At 55.8% G+C, this 15488-nt stretch carries 11 protein-coding genes; 4 read left to right on the plus strand and 7 right to left on the minus strand.

Annotated features, from left to right (window positions below; all coding sequences use genetic code 11):
• The first annotated feature begins 730 nt into the window (after nucleotides 1-730).
• The 3 genes from ACKPCT_RS16140 (at nucleotide 731) to proX (ending at nucleotide 3959) form a co-directional block, all read left to right on the plus strand.
• Complete coding sequence (locus ACKPCT_RS16140) at nucleotides 731-1927, plus strand: quaternary amine ABC transporter ATP-binding protein (protein WP_244544587.1); 1197 nt, start codon at nucleotides 731-733, stop codon at nucleotides 1925-1927.
• Nucleotides 1928-1940: 13 nt separating this feature from the next.
• Nucleotides 1941-2864 (plus strand): ABC transporter permease, encoded by a 924-nt coding sequence (locus tag ACKPCT_RS16145; RefSeq protein WP_090069105.1) that lies wholly within the window; start codon nucleotides 1941-1943, stop codon nucleotides 2862-2864.
• Between the two features lie 84 nt (nucleotides 2865-2948).
• On the plus strand, nucleotides 2949-3959 hold the full coding sequence (gene proX / locus ACKPCT_RS16150; protein WP_090069102.1) for a glycine betaine/L-proline ABC transporter substrate-binding protein ProX: 1011 nt from the start codon (nucleotides 2949-2951) through the stop codon (nucleotides 3957-3959).
• Nucleotides 3960-4104: 145 nt separating this feature from the next.
• Here proX and ACKPCT_RS16155 read toward each other — a convergent pair whose 3' ends face one another.
• The gene (locus ACKPCT_RS16155) at nucleotides 4105-4575 is read right to left on the minus strand and encodes an Lrp/AsnC family transcriptional regulator (RefSeq protein WP_319567398.1); all 471 of its coding nucleotides are present in this window, start codon (nucleotides 4573-4575) and stop codon (nucleotides 4105-4107) included.
• A 124-nt stretch (nucleotides 4576-4699) separates the two neighbouring features.
• Here ACKPCT_RS16155 and ACKPCT_RS16160 point away from each other — a divergent pair, with 124 nt between their 5' ends.
• Nucleotides 4700-7060 carry a 1-deoxy-D-xylulose-5-phosphate synthase N-terminal domain-containing protein gene (locus tag ACKPCT_RS16160; RefSeq protein ID WP_090069098.1) on the plus strand — a complete coding sequence of 787 codons (2361 nt, stop codon included), beginning with the start codon at nucleotides 4700-4702 and terminating at the stop codon, nucleotides 7058-7060.
• Nucleotides 7061-7201: 141 nt separating this feature from the next.
• Here the strand turns inward: ACKPCT_RS16160 and ade are convergent, their stop codons facing one another.
• The 6 genes from ade to ACKPCT_RS16190 all read right to left on the minus strand — a co-directional run bounded on the left by ade (nucleotide 7202) and on the right by ACKPCT_RS16190 (nucleotide 15460).
• A complete protein-coding gene (gene ade / locus ACKPCT_RS16165) occupies nucleotides 7202-8992 on the minus strand; it encodes an adenine deaminase (RefSeq protein ID WP_319567399.1) in 1791 nt (596 codons plus the stop codon).
• Between the two features lie 14 nt (nucleotides 8993-9006).
• Entirely contained in the window at nucleotides 9007-9939 is a 933-nt protein-coding gene (locus tag ACKPCT_RS16170; RefSeq protein ID WP_090069092.1) for an ABC transporter permease, read from the minus strand.
• The gene (locus ACKPCT_RS16175) at nucleotides 9932-11002 is read right to left on the minus strand and encodes an ABC transporter permease (protein ID WP_319567400.1); all 1071 of its coding nucleotides are present in this window, start codon (nucleotides 11000-11002) and stop codon (nucleotides 9932-9934) included. The genes ACKPCT_RS16170 and ACKPCT_RS16175 overlap by 8 nt, the downstream gene beginning before the upstream one ends.
• Nucleotides 10999-12507 carry an ABC transporter ATP-binding protein gene (locus ACKPCT_RS16180; protein WP_319567401.1) on the minus strand — a complete coding sequence of 503 codons (1509 nt, stop codon included), beginning with the start codon at nucleotides 12505-12507 and terminating at the stop codon, nucleotides 10999-11001. Before ACKPCT_RS16180 ends, ACKPCT_RS16175 begins: the two co-directional genes overlap by 4 nt.
• A gap of 52 nt (nucleotides 12508-12559) precedes the next feature.
• A complete protein-coding gene (locus ACKPCT_RS16185) occupies nucleotides 12560-13570 on the minus strand; it encodes a BMP family lipoprotein (protein ID WP_319567402.1) in 1011 nt (336 codons plus the stop codon).
• A 123-nt stretch (nucleotides 13571-13693) separates the two neighbouring features.
• Nucleotides 13694-15460 (minus strand): adenine deaminase C-terminal domain-containing protein, encoded by a 1767-nt coding sequence (locus tag ACKPCT_RS16190; protein WP_244544586.1) that lies wholly within the window; start codon nucleotides 15458-15460, stop codon nucleotides 13694-13696.
• Nucleotides 15461-15488 lie beyond the last annotated feature (28 nt).

Raw genomic sequence — 15488 nt, forward strand, 5'->3', positions numbered from 1 at the left:
GTTGCGTCATAGCGCCCCAGATTGTGCGTTATTACGCACAATCTTTTTATGAAACAGATTTACACAAGTCAACTTGCCGCATTCTACTTAAGTGTTTGTACTCATTTAATCTTTCTCTTCGGCGCGCATTTTCACGACACACAACCTGTCCGCAATCAGGTAGAGATGCTTCCACCTAGGTATGAGATTGAAGCAAAATTCAAATCCTATTTTTGTTATAAAAAATATAAAATTCTTACCCTGATGCTCATAAAGACGACAAATACTAAATTTTTCGCTCTATAAAATTTTCTCTTATCATATATACAGAATAAATAGATGACTATACGCATATTTTTCGGATAATTTACAAATTATCTCACATGTAAATTCTTTTAAGCTCACTTCTTTCCAGATTTACTGAACCTTCACACTTCCATGAAATAGAATTACCAATAATAAAAATAAAAATACTGTATAAGATTATGTTTTATTGACAAACGAAGTTTTTAAATATTTACACCTCATGTTAAAAGCTGTTTTGTGTAAAACTATATAGCCCTTCAGTCATTCGCAATCGACACGCCCAAATGCAGCGTATTTCATTGGTTTTCGTGGCTGAAAAATACGAAATTCAAGAAGTTCATCTTGAATTTAATTTAGGCATTCAATTTGAAATTTTGATGAAAATTTTGATCACGGTTTCATTTTCAGCACGAGTATGCTAAAGGCCTACTCCATGACTATTAAAATGAAAGTTAGGAACGTTTCCAAGCTCTTTAATGATGAGAGTGGTGAAGGCTGGAAGCGCGTTCAGCAAGGACAAAGCAAAGAGCAGATTTTTCGCGAGACCGGCGTCACCGTCGGGATCAACAATGTCAGCTTTGACGTGAACGAAGGCGAGATCTTCGTTATCATGGGTCTCTCCGGATCCGGCAAGTCCACACTGGTGCGCACTTTGAACGGCCTTATCCCTTCGTCAGCGGGGGAGATCTGGGTCGACGACGTCGACGTGGCCTCCTGCTCAAAGGAAGAGCTTCGAAAGGTTCGGCGTGAGAAATGCTGCATGGTATTCCAGCATTTCGCGCTTTTCCCGCACAAGACTGTCTTGGATAATGTGGCCTTCGGTTTGAAGGTCAACGGTGTTCCCAAAGAGGAACGCTACAAGAGAGCGCTTGAATCCCTTGATAAAGTGGGGCTGGATGCGCATGCAGACAGCTATCCCGGCGAGCTTTCGGGCGGCATGCAGCAGCGTGTCGGTCTGGCACGCGGTCTGGCCAACGATCCGGAAATCCTTTTGATGGACGAACCGTTCGGCGCGCTTGACCCGTTGATCCGCCGCGAGATGCAGGATGAACTGGTCGTTCTCCAGCGTGAGCTGAAGAAAACCATCATCTTCATTACCCACGATCTCAACGAAGCCCTGCTTCTGGGTGATCGCATTGCGATCATGAAAGATGGCGCCTTCGTTCAGGTGGGGACGGCGCAGGACATTGTTTCCGATCCGGCAGACGCCTATGTGAAAGCGTTTGTCGCCGATATCGACCGCAGCCGCGTTTACACCGCTTCCGACATTGCCGAGGATGCCTCTCGCGTTCCACTCACCGCGCGGGTTTCCGATGCCATTGCAGCAATGGACCGGACCGAAACCGAGATCATTCATGTGGTCAAGGATGGCGTTCCGGCCGGGCTTCTGACCCGTAGCGACGTGGAATCAGCAAAAACATCGGCACGCGTCATGGACATCATGCATGCCCACCCGCCGACCGTGCCACAAGACGCTTATCTCAATGAAATCTATTCAGAAGCGCAAACCGGTATGCCTTTGGCCGTAACCGATGATGACGGCAAGCTGGTTGGTGTTGTTTCCGCCGAGAATATCTTCGAGCATCTGGCTTCAGATGAAGAAGAGACCGGCCCGGACAGCATCACAAGCGCAGCAATATAATTAGGAGACTGACTTGATCAGCCCTTCAGACTTTTTAACCATTCCGTTTGATGACGTGGTCAACAGCTTCGTTCGCGGGTTTCTGGTTCCTAACTTTCGCCCGTTTTTCAGGGCGATGCAGGTGCCGGTGAACGAGGTTCTTCAGGCACTTGATGGCTTCTTTGCCTGGATGCCGATGCTCATTATCACACTCGTTTTTGCTTTGGTCGCCTGGCGCGTTGTCAACCGCACCATGGCCATCGCGACCATTATCGGTTTCTTCTTCATTGATATGATCGGCCTTTGGCCGGAAACCATGACAACCCTGTCGATGATTATTACATCGGTGCTCTTCTGCGCCGTGATCGGTATTCCCGTCGGCATCCTCGCCGCAAGCAGCGATACGGCCTGGAAAATCGTCCGCCCCATTCTGGATATAATGCAGACGGTTCCAAGCTTTGTTTATCTTGTGCCGATTGTCATGTTGTTCGGTGTCGGTATGGCTCCGGGTATCATTGCAACCATTATCTTTGCCTTGCCGCCGATCATTCGCATGACCAACCTTGGCATTCGCAACGTGCGCAAGGATCTGATCGAGGCGTCGGAGTCATTCGGGGCGACCTATTTCCAGATTCTGTGGGAAGTCCAGATTCCTCTGGCTCTGCGAACCATCATGGCTGGTCTAAACCAGACCCTGATGCTGGCCTTGTCCATGGTCGTTATTGCCGCTCTCATTGGTGCTGGTGGTCTTGGGCTGGTGGTAAACACCGGTCTTGGTCGCCTTGACGTTGGCGGAGCAACTGCCGGCGGTGTCGGTATCGTCATTCTGGCGATCATTCTTGACCGCATCACGCAGGGCTTCGCTGAACCAAGCACAAGCAACACGTCTCTGCTGGGCTTCATTGCATCCATTTTCAAGGGGCAGTCCGCAACGGCTTCCGACAAACAAAAAGCTTGATGAAACAACTGCGAAAGCCGGATGGACTCTGTCTGTCTGGCTTTTGCTATTTTTAACCACTAAATTACTAGAGGAGAGTTTATTATGGCAAATGCTATCCGTAAATTTGCTGCCGCCGCCGCTCTGTCCGGCGCTGTATTCGCTTATGCTGCACCTTCCATCGCAGCTGACATGCCAGGTGAAGGCGTTACCATCAAAATGGGTCAGGCCACTTGGGATACCGGTTGGTTCCACTCCGAAATCTACAGCCAGCTGTTCCAGAAGCTTGGTTACTCTGTTGATGGTCCGACCACGCTTGACGTACCGGCTTTCTATCAGTCCGTCGCTTTTGGCGATCTGGATCTTTGGGTCAACGGCTGGTTCCCGCTGCATGACACCTACAAGCCTGCTTTTGAAGATACCGCTTCCATCGTTGGCGCTGTCGCCGAGAAGGGCGCCCTTCAGGGTTATCTCGTCGACAAGGCTGCCGTTGATGAATTCGGCATCAAGTCTCTGGACGATTTCAAACGCCCAGAAGTCAAGGAAGCGTTTGATCGCAATGCCGATGGCAAAGCCGATCTGGTTGCCTGCCCTCCGGGCTGGGGCTGCGAAGTCAAGATCTCCGAACATATGGAAGCCTACGATCTGGGCGACGATATCAACACGATCAAGGCTGGCTATTCTGCCTCCATGGCTGACGCCGTTGCTTCCTATGAAGCTGGCGAACATATCCTGTTCTACACCTGGACCCCGAACTGGACTGTGAACCAGCTGAAGCCGGGTGAAGATGTCATGTGGATCACCGTACCGGAACGCGATGGTGTTGACACCGCTCCGGCCGTGAAAGGTCTTGAGACCTGCGTATCCGATCCTTGCTCCATGGGCTTTGCTGCAGCTGATATCCTGCCGGTTGCCAACGATGCCTTCATCGAAAAGAACCCTGCAATCAAGACTCTTCTTGATGAAGTCCGCATTCCGGTTCAGGACATCTACGCACAGAACGCTGCCATGAACGAAGGCGACGATGACGTGAAAGCACAGGCTGCTGCATGGATTGAAAAGCATCAGGACGAAGTCAACAAATGGCTCGACGATGCACGCGCAGCTGCAAAATAAGTGACCTGACAGATTTGGCGCCTCGCGCCCGATCTTGAATGTTCATAAGACAAGCCGTCACGATTGGAAAGTCGTGGCGGCTTTTTGTGTCTATTCGTGTGCCTGTTGTTGGCAGCAGGAAAGACTTCGGCCCCAAAAAACCGGATCAGGGCGTACGCGCCACCCCTTCCTTTACCCGCCGCAGTGGGATCGAGCTCTCGATATTGGCAACGCCGGGCACCTTGGTCAGACGCCCGACAAGGAAGGTCTCGAATTCCTTGAGGTTGCGAGTGACCACGCGCATCATATAGTCGCGATTGCCGGTCATCAGCCAACAATCGACCACTTCGTCGAAGGTATTGACCGCCGCCTCGAATTGGGCCAGAGCGTCATCCACCTGCCTATCCAGCTGCACGGAGACGAAAACCGTCACATCAAAGCCAAGAGCAGCCTCATCGATCAGGGCGCTGTATCCTGTGATAATGCCGCTTTCTTCGAGCCGCTTGAGGCGCCTTGCCGTCGGCGTTGCGCTCAATTTGATGGTATCCGCCAGCGCCTGCAGAGGCATGCGGCCGTCCTGCCCCAAGGCACGCAGGATCTGGATATCGAAGGCATCAAGTGAAGTGGATTTCTTCATTTTCTTTTCTATTCGTAGTTATATCCTCCAAATTTATAACTGTGCCAGACTGAAAAAGCGAGGATCATCTTGATTGGATCCATTAAGATGCATGCCAGATCTATCCCTTGACGCGAGGCAAGACATGCAGAGCACCCATTTAAAGACAATCGAGCAGCGCCTTTTGTGGCTGTCTCACTGGATGATTCACAATGCCAACCATATCCGCCCCAAGGCGGATGGCATCAAGGTGGGTGGGCATCAAGCCAGCTCGGCGTCCATGGTCTCGATCATGACCGCGCTCTATTTCTCCGCTCTGCGTCCGGAAGACCGCATCGCCGTCAAGCCCCATGCCTCGCCCATTTTCCATGCGATGCAATATCTGATGGGCAACCAGACACGGGAAAAGATGGAGAATTTCCGCGGCTTTGGCGGGGTGCAATCCTACCCGTCCCGCACCAAGGATATTGATGATGTGGATTTCTCCACCGGCTCGGTCGGGCTAGGCGTTGCCATCACCTCCTTTGCCTCGCTTATTCAGGATTATATCAAGGCCAAAAGCTGGGGACAGGAACAAGCCCTCGGTCGCATGGTGGCTCTGGTTGGTGACGCCGAGCTGGATGAGGGCAATATCTATGAATGCCTGCAGGAAGGTTGGAAGAACGACCTGCGGAACTGCTGGTGGATTATCGACTATAACCGTCAGTCTCTGGACGGGATCGTGCGCGAGGGGCTCTTCGAGCGGGTCGAGAAAATCTTCGATGCCTTCGGCTGGGATGTCGTTCGGGTCAAATATGGCAAATTGCAGCGGGAGGCCTTTGAGGAGGCCGGAGGCGACAAGCTCAAAGCATGGATTGATGCCTGCCCCAATCAGGACTATTCGGCCCTCACCTTCATGGGTGGCGCGGTATGGCGCAAGCGCCTGATGGATGATCTCGGCGATCAGGGCGATGTCACGGCGCTCATCGAGCGACGCAGTGACGATGAACTGGCAGCGCTCATGGAAAATCTCGGCGGCAACTGCGTGACCACCATGGCCGACGTTTTTGCCTCCATCGACCATGATCGCCCGACCTGCTTCCTTGCCTATACAGTCAAGGGGTGGGGCACGCCAATTGCCGGACACAAGGACAACCACGGCGGCCTGATGAACCCGACACAGATGGATGCATGGCAGGCGCATATGGGCGTTGCCAAGGGAGAGGAATGGGAGCCTTTCGCCACCGTGGAAGACACCAACGCTCTCAAGGCGTTTCTGAAGGAGGTGCCCTTTTTTGCCAAGGGCACGCGCCGCTATCATGACCACAAACTGTCCGTTCCGGCCATCGAGATGGACAGCGCCCGCACCCTTTCCACGCAGGCAGCATTTGGCAAAATCCTCGATACGCTTTCCAAGGGCGACAGCGAATTGGCAGCACGGATCGTGACCACCTCTCCGGATGTGACAGGCACGACCAATCTCGGCCCATGGGTCAACCGGCGCAAGCTGTTTGCCCGCACGGCTCAAAAGGATGCTTTCATCGAGCACCGCATCCCCTCAACGGCCAAATGGGTTTTCGATCCGGAAGGGCAACATATCGAGCTTGGCATTGCAGAAATGAACCTGTTTCTGCTGCTCGGCGCGGCGGGGCTGTCCCACTCGCTGTTTGGCAAGCGGCTGATCCCCATCGGCACGGTTTATGACCCCTTTGTCTGCCGTGGCCTCGATGCCCTCAACTATGCCTGCTATCAGGATTCCCGCTTCATGATTGTTGGCACGCCCTCCGGCGTCACCCTGGCTCCTGAAGGGGGCGCGCACCAGTCTGTCGGCACGCCGCTCATCGGCATGAGCCAAGATGGTCTGGCCGCTTTCGAGCCAGCCTTTGCTGATGAATTGGCTGTTATCATGGAATGGGCCTTCGACTATATGCAGCGCGATGGCGAAGGCGATCCGGACGAGCGCACATGGCTGCGCGATGAAACCGGCGGTTCAGTCTATCTGCGCCTGACGACGAACCCGATTGAGCAACCGGGCAAGCGGGCGGATGACGCCTTTGTGCAAGGCGCTATCGATGGTGGCTATTGGCTGCGCAAACCGGGACCCAATTGCGAGATTGTCATCGCCTATCAAGGGGCTGTGGCCTCCGAAGCAATCAAGGCTGCGGGTGCGATTGCAGAAGCCCGTCGCGATATCGGCGTGTTGGCGGTCACCTCGGCAGACCGCCTGAATGCGGGCTGGACAGCGGCCCAGCGGGCGCGTTCAAGGGGCAACGAAAAGGCTATTTCCCATGTGGAGCATCTGTTGGATGATCTGCCCGAGCATTGCAAGATCGTGACCGTCATAGACGGCCATCCGGCCACATTGGCCTGGCTTGGCGGGGTCGCAGGGCATCGCACCATCTCGCTTGGCATCGAGCATTTCGGCCAGACCGGCACGATCGGCGATCTCTATCGCCATCATGGCATCGATGCCGCCTCCATCATCGAGAAGGTCGAAGGCTTGTCCGCCGGTCGCCGCGTCAGATAAGGAATATCCGGCACCCTCATTTGAGGCCTCATCTGGAGAGGGCTTCTTTGGGGCGCTCCCATTTCAGGCGTATAAAATCGAGAACGCAAAAAGGGCCGTCGACGCGGCCCTTTTCTTTTTCTCGTTCATTCGCAACGGAATTTACAGGAATAGATCCACCGTCTCGAATTTGGTTACGTCCACCAACCCGACATCGGAGATGCGGATTTCAGGGATCACCACCAGCCCCAGCAGAGAATGCTGCATGTTGGCGTTGTTGAGCGTGCAACCACAGGCGGCCATGGCCTCGACCATCTTTGTCGCCTTTTCAGCCACGATCTCGGCGCGCTCTTCAGACATCAGTCCGGCGATGGCCAATTCGACGGTCGCCAGTTCCTTGCCTTCCGAGAAGACGGTTATGCCGCCCCCGACCTTGCCCAGATGATTGGCTGCTGCTGCCATATCTTCCTTGGAGGTGCCGACCACGATCATGTGATGACTGTCATGGGCAACGGTGGAGGCCACCGCGCAAGGCTTGTTGTAGCCAAAGCCGGATACGAAGCCATTGACCACGCCGCCGGTGCCGCGATGGCGCTCGACAAGCGCAATCTGACAAACATCGCCCTCGCCATCCATCTGCACCAGACCACGCTCGACCGGCAAGGTGCGTTCCAGCGCCTTGGTCGGGGCCTGATTTTCGATGACGCCGATGACACGGGCACGCACCTGATTGGCACCGCTCGGAGCAAAGATGTCAAAATCATCGGCAGCCAGTTTCTTGCCCATATTGACGGTGTTGCGGCAGAAATCGGGATAGCTGGCTTCGGGAATGTCCACGAGCAGTTTCTGGTCTTCCGCCAAGACCTCTCCCTGCGCCATGACCAGCTCGATCGGCAGGCTCGGCAGATCCGAGGTCAGGATAATGTCGGCGCGGCGCCCCGGCGTGATGGAACCGATGTCTCGGTCCATACCGAAATGCTGGGCGGTGTTGAGCGTGGCCATCTGAATGGCGGTGATGGGTTTGAGCCCTTGTGCGATGGCGTGCCGTACGACGCGGTTCATGTGGCCATCATTGACGATGGTACCCGAATGGCTGTCATCGGTGCAAAGGATGAAGCTGCGCGGATCAAGGCCATCTTCGGTGATGGCTTTTACCTGTTCGGCCACGTCATACCATGCCGAGCCAAGACGCATCATCGGGCGCATGCCCTGACGGGCGCGGGCAATGGCATCTTCCTTGCGGGTGCCTTCATGGTCATCAGCCGGGCCACCTGCCACATAGCCATGGAACATCAGGTCAAGCTCTGGCGTCGGGAAATGGCCGCCCACGGTCTTGCCGGCGTCCTGCGTGGCCGCGATTTCGCCTAGCATTTTGGTGTCGCCCATGGCCACACCGGGGAAGTTCATCATTTCGCCCAGACCGCAGATCTGCGGCCATGAGAGAGCTTCCTTGACGTCATCGACGGTGATTTCCGCTCCGGCATTTTCCAAGCCCGGAGCTGATGGCACGCAGGATGGCACCTGCACCTGAATGTTGATCGGCATGTTGGCGGCATCGTCATGCATCACCTTGACGCCCTTCAGGCCCAACACGTTGGCAATCTCGTGCGGATCGATGAACATGGATGTGGTGCCGTGGGGAATGACGGCGCGCGCAAATTCGCTGACAGTGATCATGCCGCTTTCCACATGCATATGCGCATCGCACAGGCCAGGCACCATATAGCGCCCGTTGGCCTCTATGACCTTGGTGTCGTCGCCAATGGCATGGCTGGCATCTGCGCCAACATAGGCAATGCGGCCGCCAGAAATAGCCACATCCATATCGGGAATGATTTCACCGGTATGGACATTGACCCATTTGCCCTTGCGAATAACGCTGTCGGCCATGCGCCGACCCATGGCCACATCAACCAATTGTGGGGCTAGTTCACTCCAGGATGGGATAGGCATAAAGACCTCCGAATTTAGTGTCGCAGATAAGGAACGCCCAGTTTAGCTGGCTGGCCGGACCGACTGCGGATCAAAATCAACAGGCCGATGGACGCCACATAGGGCAACATGAGAAAGAATTGATAGGGCACATCGACCCCGACACCTTGGGCATGAACCGCAAGGCTGTCAAGAATGGCGAAAATCAGCACCGCCGCCATGGTGCGCAGAGGCTTCCAGTTGCCCGCAATAACGGCAACGATGGCGAGCCAACCACGCCCGCCAGAAATGTCCGGGCGGAACTGATCGGCGAAGGCGAGCATCAGGAAGGCCCCGCCAAGGCCGGTGAGCGCCGAACCAAACAACAGAGCAGCATATTGACGGGTGGCGACCGAAAGCCCCTTGGCCTCCAGAAATTGTGGATTTTCACCTGCAGCGCGCGTTTCCAGCCCGAAGGTGGTCCGGCGCAGGAAGACTGCGATTACTGGCACACTGAGAAGCGCGATATAGGTCAGCAGATGCTGATTAAAGAGGATCTGGCCGAGTATGGGGATGTCTGCAAGGCCCGGAATGGGCACCGTATCGATGGTGGAATAGCTGGGTGGTTTGCCGCCGCCAACATAGCTGCGGAACCAGAAGAGCGTCAGGCCGCTGGCCAAAAGATTAAAGCCAAGGCCGGTCACGAAATGATCAACCCGCAAGGTCACTGTCATGAAGCCGATAATGAGCCCTGCAACCATGCCCGCCCCGATGGCCGCGATAGAAGCAAGGATAGGCGAGCCGGTGCCAGCCATCACCAAATAGGCGACGAGACAGCCGACCAGCATGGTGCCTTCCACGCCCATATTCCAGATGCCTGCGCGCTCGGTGACCAGTTCGCCCAAAGCTGCGAACAGGATGACCGTCGCTCCGCCCATGGCGGCAACCATGATGGACATGAGAATTTCAGGAGACAGCAACTCAGACATAGGAGGCCCTCCGGATGCGAACACGATAGCGGACAATCACCGAGGCACTGAGAAAGAAAAGCAGCAAAATGCCCTGCATGGCAGGCACAAGCGCGGGCGGGATGTCGGAGAGGACGCTCATATAGAGGGAACCATTTTCCAGCGCCCCGAATAGCAGCGCCGCGATAAGGGCGCCAAACGGGTTCAGCCCGCCGATCATGCCCACGATAATGCCGGTAAAGCCAAGGCCCGTCAGCACATCCCCCTTGAGGCGATAGTTGACGCCGAAAATCTCGGATACGCCAGCAAGCGCCGACAGGGCTCCGCTCACCGCCATGACAATCAGGATGGTGCGAGCAACATTGACGCCCTTGAAACGCAGCGCCGTCGGGTTGGCCCCGAGCGCGCGAATCTCAAAGCCAAAGGGCGTGAATTTGAGGATACCCCAACACAGGACGGTGGCCAGAATGGCCAGCAGGAAACCGATATGCAGTTTGACGTCTGAGACGATCAGCGGCAGGCGGAAATTATCTGCCAGCAAGGCTGTCTGGTGATAAGAGGTTGAACCCTCCGCCGTCCATGGGCCTCCAGCCAGCAGATAGGAGAGGAAATAGACAATCACATAGTTGAGCATCACGGTGGAGATGATCTCGTTGACGGCAAAGCGACTTTTGAGCCAGCCGCAAAGCATGCCCAGCAGAGCGCCGCCAACCATGGCTGCCAGAATGATCACCGGCACGGCAACTGCCATCGGCGCACCACCCAGATAGAGTGAGGCAAAATAGCCGCTCATGGCCCCGGCAAACATCTGCCCCTCCTGCCCGATGCTCCAGATTTCAGCACGATAGGCGATGACGGTGGCAAGGCCGGTGAAGATCAGCGGGGTTGCCGCCACAAGGCTTTGCAGCATGGCTTCCTCAGAGCCAAAGGCCCCTTCAAACAGGGCTGAAAAGCCTTCCATGACACTGGCACCGCTCAGCCAAATCAACAGGGATGTGCAGGCAAAGCCCATCACGAGCGCAAGCAGATAGGCAACAATCCGCGCCCTGTAGCCGACCGTTTGGCGTCGGGTAATCTCGATCATGCTGCGGTCTCCAGTGCGTGTCCGGCCATCAGCAGACCGATTTCTTCCAGATTGGTCTTGCGCGCGTCGACAATGCCCATCAGGCGGCCCTGAAACAGCACGCCGATGCGGTCGCACAGGGCAATGAGGTCCTCAAGCTCGGAAGAAGCAATCACCACGGCCACGCCTTCGGCTTTCTTGTTGAACAGGCATTGATGGATATAGTCGATAACGCCCACATCAAGCCCTCGGGTGGGCTGGTTGGCCAGAAGCACCTTGCTGGCAAGCTGCATCTCACGGGCCAGAATCACCCTCTGTGCGTTGCCGCCGGAAAGATTGCCCACGAGCGTCTCACCCGATGGTGCCGCGATGCTGAATTCAGCGATCAACCTTTTGGCATTCTGGGCCATCTTGCGAAAATCGAGCAGGCCACCTTTGGCGAAAGTGCCGCGATGCTCACCCAGAATGAGATTCTCCTCAATCGAGAAATCACGCACAAGGCCCTCGGCGAAACGGTCCTCTGGGATATGGCCCAATCCCATAGACTTGATGGCATGAACGCCCTTGCTGGAGATCACGGTATCATCCAGTGAGATGATTCCAGACTTTGGCTTGCGCACTCCGGCGATGACCTCCATCAGGGGGCGCTGGCCATTGCCAGCCACTCCGGCGATGCCGAAGATCTCACCCTCATGCACACAAAATGAGATGTCGTCCAGATCGGGGCGCTCTCCGAGCCCTTCAACGGTTACGGATTCGAGGGCCAGGCGCGCTGTCCCCATCGGCGTCGACTGGCGGGTCTGGCGCTTTAGATCGCGCCCGACCATCATGCGTGTCAGTTCTTCTGGCGAGGTCTCCGCGGTTTTCTTGATGCCAACCACGGCGCCCTGCCGCAACACGGCAACCCTGTCAGCCTGCATCACCTCTTCAAGGAAATGGGTGATGAGGATGATCGCAACGCCGTCGGCCTTGAGTTTGTCGATGATGCGGAACAGCTTTTTGGAGCCTTCCACATCCAGCGTCGCGGTGGGCTCATCCAGAATGAGCAGCTTGGCATCGAAATATAGGGCCTTGAGAAGCTCCGCCCATTGCTGCTCTCCAACCGAGAGATCTTCCACCCGCGCATTGGGGTCGATGTCAATGCCGTAGCTTTCGCAGATTTGCCGCAGTTTGGCTTCGGCGCCAGCAAAATCAACGAAGAGGCCAGTTTCCGAGCCCACAACGATATTCTCCAGCACCGTGAAATCGGGCACAAGAACGAAATGCTGATGCACAAGCCCGATGCCATGCCGGATGGCATCAGCAGCCGAGGAAAGGCGCAAAGGAGTTCCCTCCAACGCGATCTCGCCGCTATCGGGGCGATAGAGGCCGGTCAGGCAGGCCGAGAGTGTGGATTTCCCCGCTCCGTTTTCGCCAAAGAGACAGAGCAGTTCTCCGGCATCGACCGAGAAGGTCACATCATGGTTGGCCCTGACGGAACCAAAGCTCTTGCACAGAGCAGTAACCTCAAGCGTTGGACTTGTCATAAACGCATTTCACCAGTTGGGCGCCCCTGCCAGAAGCAGAGGCACGGTCTTGTCAGTCAGACGTTGGCAGAGACAGGTCTACCGGAATGTCCAGCGCACCGGTTTCGATCTGCTTGGAGAGATCTGCAATCTCTTCCTTGAGCTGATCTGGCAGCTTGGTCTCGTAGTCGTGGTAGCCAGACAGGGACGAGCCCCCTTCAGCCATGGAGAACCAATGTTCCTTGGTGTTGCCTTCGTAAGGCGCGCCATTGGCTGCGTGGTCGTACCATTCGTCGATGATCCAGTTGAGATCTGGCGTCCAGGAGATGAGAGCGCTGGCAACGACAGATTTGGGTGCGGAAGCCCCATGGTCAACATAGTTGCCAAAGCACAGGATCTTTTCTTTCTCGCAGGTTTCAAAGCTTTCAACCAGCTGGAACGTCAAATCAGCGCCAGCGGCGATCTGTGCCTTGGTGAATTGTTCGGCCTTGGCCGGATCATACCAGCTTTCGATGAAGGCGACCTTGCGTTTCACGTCCGAATTAACGGAGCGGGCACCGGCAAAGAAGCTGTTGATCTGGTCGTTCACATCCTCGGAAGGAAACTGACCGACAACACCGACAACATCGCTTTCGGTCAGGCGGCCAGCCAGAACACCCAGCAGGTAGGATGGCTCATGGGCGCGTTTGTAAACCCAATAGGCATTGCCCCCAAGGCCCTCGTTGCCGGAACCGACAACCACGAACAGCACGTCAGGATATTTCTCCTGCAGCGCCTTCACCTGATCGGAGTAGCTGCTATGTGCCCAGATGATCTGGTACTTGCCAGAGCGGGCCATCAGCTCCATGGCATCACCGGCTTCTTCGCCCCAGACGCCGTTTACATTCTTGTAGGAGATATCAAGGCCATGCGGTGCAGCCTCAGCGACACTCTCGACATCGCGCATCAGGGTTGCGTCCCATGCCGCTTCCGGGCCGGTGGCCAGAATGAGGCCGATACCCAGTTTCGTCGGCTCTGCGGCGAAGACTTGCGTGGCAAGCAACATCATCGCGGCAGCGCTGCCCAGCTTCTTAAAGATGTTCATACTGTTCTCCAGGTTGGCTAAGGTCTTATCGTTGGTTGGCGGCTTTTGCACGCCCTTTCCTTCAGAATTTGACAGTTTCGCGCCTGCCCCATGGTCATGCGGCAGGCTCACTTGCGGGGCCGATCAATCGGCAATGCTTTCCAGAACCGGGTCGAAAATATTCAGCCCAACGCAATCGACGGCGCCAAGATCGGTGATGGCATAATCGGGAATGGCGGTGATGGAGAGCACGAACATGTTCATGAAGGGCCATGCCAGAGCGCATCCGGCCTCGCGGGCGGCCTCATCAAGGGCTTCTTCCTTGGCAGCCATTTCTTCAGGAGCGATATCCGACACGATGCCACCAATCGGCAGCTCGAGACCGACCACCGGCTCACCATCACGCATGAAGACCTGACCACCGCCCTTGGCGATGACCCAGTTGATGGCCGCAGCCATATCCTCGGCGTTGGTACCGATGCAGACAATGTTGTTGTCGTCCGGCGCCGTGGAGGTTGCCATGGCGCCATATTTGAGACCGAAGCCGGAGACGAAGGCAACCGGCTTGTTCTCGGTCTTGCCATAACGTTCGACAACGCAGACATAGAGCACATCCTGCTCGGTGTCCGGCTTGATCTCGCCATCAACCACGTCCAGCACCACATCGCGGCGATTGCGCACGAAGGGCACATCCAGCGACATGTTCATGGACAGGACCTTGACCTTTTGGGCCTCGGACCGCTTCTTGAGATCCTCTGCCTTGACGGGAGCAACATGCATGGTGTCGGTCAACAGTGTCGGGCGCTCAGGCCGTTTGACCGGCTCGATCATGTGGTTGCCTTCAGCCACGAAACGGCCCTTGGCAATGACCTGCTCGACGGTAAAGCTTTCCGGGCTGTCGATGAGCAGAATATCAGCCTGACGGCCTGGCGCGATCAGGCCAACCTTATGATCGATCTGACAGGCAACTGCGCTGTTGATGGTCGCCATCTGGATCGCCGCCATCGGTGGAACACCTGCGGCAATGGCCATGCGCACCATATTGTCAACATGGCCGCGCTTGAGCACGTCGGTCGCCACCACATCGTCGGTGCAAAAGCTGATGCGGTGGTCGGCCTGCGGCACATATTTGGTGGCTAGCTGGATATTCTCTTCGAGAAAATGACTGATGGAACTTTCACGGATCAGCATGAACATGCCGTTGCGCATCTTCTCGAGCGCTTCAGTCACCTCATAGCTTTCATGGTCTAGACGAATGCCGGCGCTGGCATAGCTGGCGAGCTTGGAGCCTTTGCACATGGGAGAGCACCCAAAGACCGGCAGCTTGTGCTGGCGTGCAATCTCCAGCGCCTCGATGACATCGTCATCTTCTTCCTGAATGAATTCACGCACGGTTTCCCAGATGCCGATGCATTCGGGCCATTCGTGGGTAGCGCGATGATCATCGGGGCCGAAATAGTGGTTCACCGTTGAGCGCGGCATGGTGTAAGGCGTTTTGCAAGGCGCACCCCAATGGATTGTCAGCGGGCTGGCGTTCGCCTCATCGAGAAAATGCCGTACGCCTTCAAGCCCTGCGACCACGAGAATCTGATCCAGCCCCGAGACAACCGACGTGGTGCCAAAGGGTACAACCAGATCGGCAAAGCTGGAAACCGACAGCTTGGAGCATTCCACATGAAGGTGCCCGTCGATCATGCCAGGCGCCAGATAGCGGCCTTGTGCATCATGAATGCGCGTCTGCGGCCCCTTGCAATGGTCCACATCGCCGATAGCGACGATGTGGTCCTTTTTTATTGCGACTTCTGCGGGGTAAATTTCAGCGGTGGCTACGTTGATCAGTTTGCCGTTGGTGATCACCAGATCGGCCTTGATATCGCCGTTACCGGCTCGGATCAATTCTCTAAGGTTCACTTACCTGCACTCCTGTTTGCCTTTTAGA

The sequence above is a fragment of the Cohaesibacter marisflavi genome (assembly GCF_963665895.2).
GTDB classification, from domain to species: domain Bacteria; phylum Pseudomonadota; class Alphaproteobacteria; order Rhizobiales; family Cohaesibacteraceae; genus Cohaesibacter; species Cohaesibacter marisflavi.

What these genes read in the sequence shown, in the direction of transcription:
- ACKPCT_RS16160 (WP_090069098.1), top strand. Translation starts at nt 4,700, where the DNA reads ATGCAGAGCACCCATTTAAAGACAATCGAGCAGCGCCTTTTGTGGCTG.
- ade (WP_319567399.1), bottom strand. Translation starts at nt 8,992, where the DNA reads ATGCCTATCCCATCCTGGAGTGAACTAGCCCCACAATTGGTTGATGTG.
- ACKPCT_RS16180 (WP_319567401.1), bottom strand. Translation starts at nt 12,507, where the DNA reads ATGACAAGTCCAACGCTTGAGGTTACTGCTCTGTGCAAGAGCTTTGGT.
- ACKPCT_RS16185 (WP_319567402.1), bottom strand. Translation starts at nt 13,570, where the DNA reads ATGAACATCTTTAAGAAGCTGGGCAGCGCTGCCGCGATGATGTTGCTT.
- ACKPCT_RS16155 (WP_319567398.1), bottom strand. Translation starts at nt 4,575, where the DNA reads ATGAAGAAATCCACTTCACTTGATGCCTTCGATATCCAGATCCTGCGT.
- proX (WP_090069102.1), top strand. Translation starts at nt 2,949, where the DNA reads ATGGCAAATGCTATCCGTAAATTTGCTGCCGCCGCCGCTCTGTCCGGC.
- ACKPCT_RS16140 (WP_244544587.1), top strand. Translation starts at nt 731, where the DNA reads ATGAAAGTTAGGAACGTTTCCAAGCTCTTTAATGATGAGAGTGGTGAA.
- ACKPCT_RS16175 (WP_319567400.1), bottom strand. Translation starts at nt 11,002, where the DNA reads ATGATCGAGATTACCCGACGCCAAACGGTCGGCTACAGGGCGCGGATT.
- ACKPCT_RS16170 (WP_090069092.1), bottom strand. Translation starts at nt 9,939, where the DNA reads ATGTCTGAGTTGCTGTCTCCTGAAATTCTCATGTCCATCATGGTTGCC.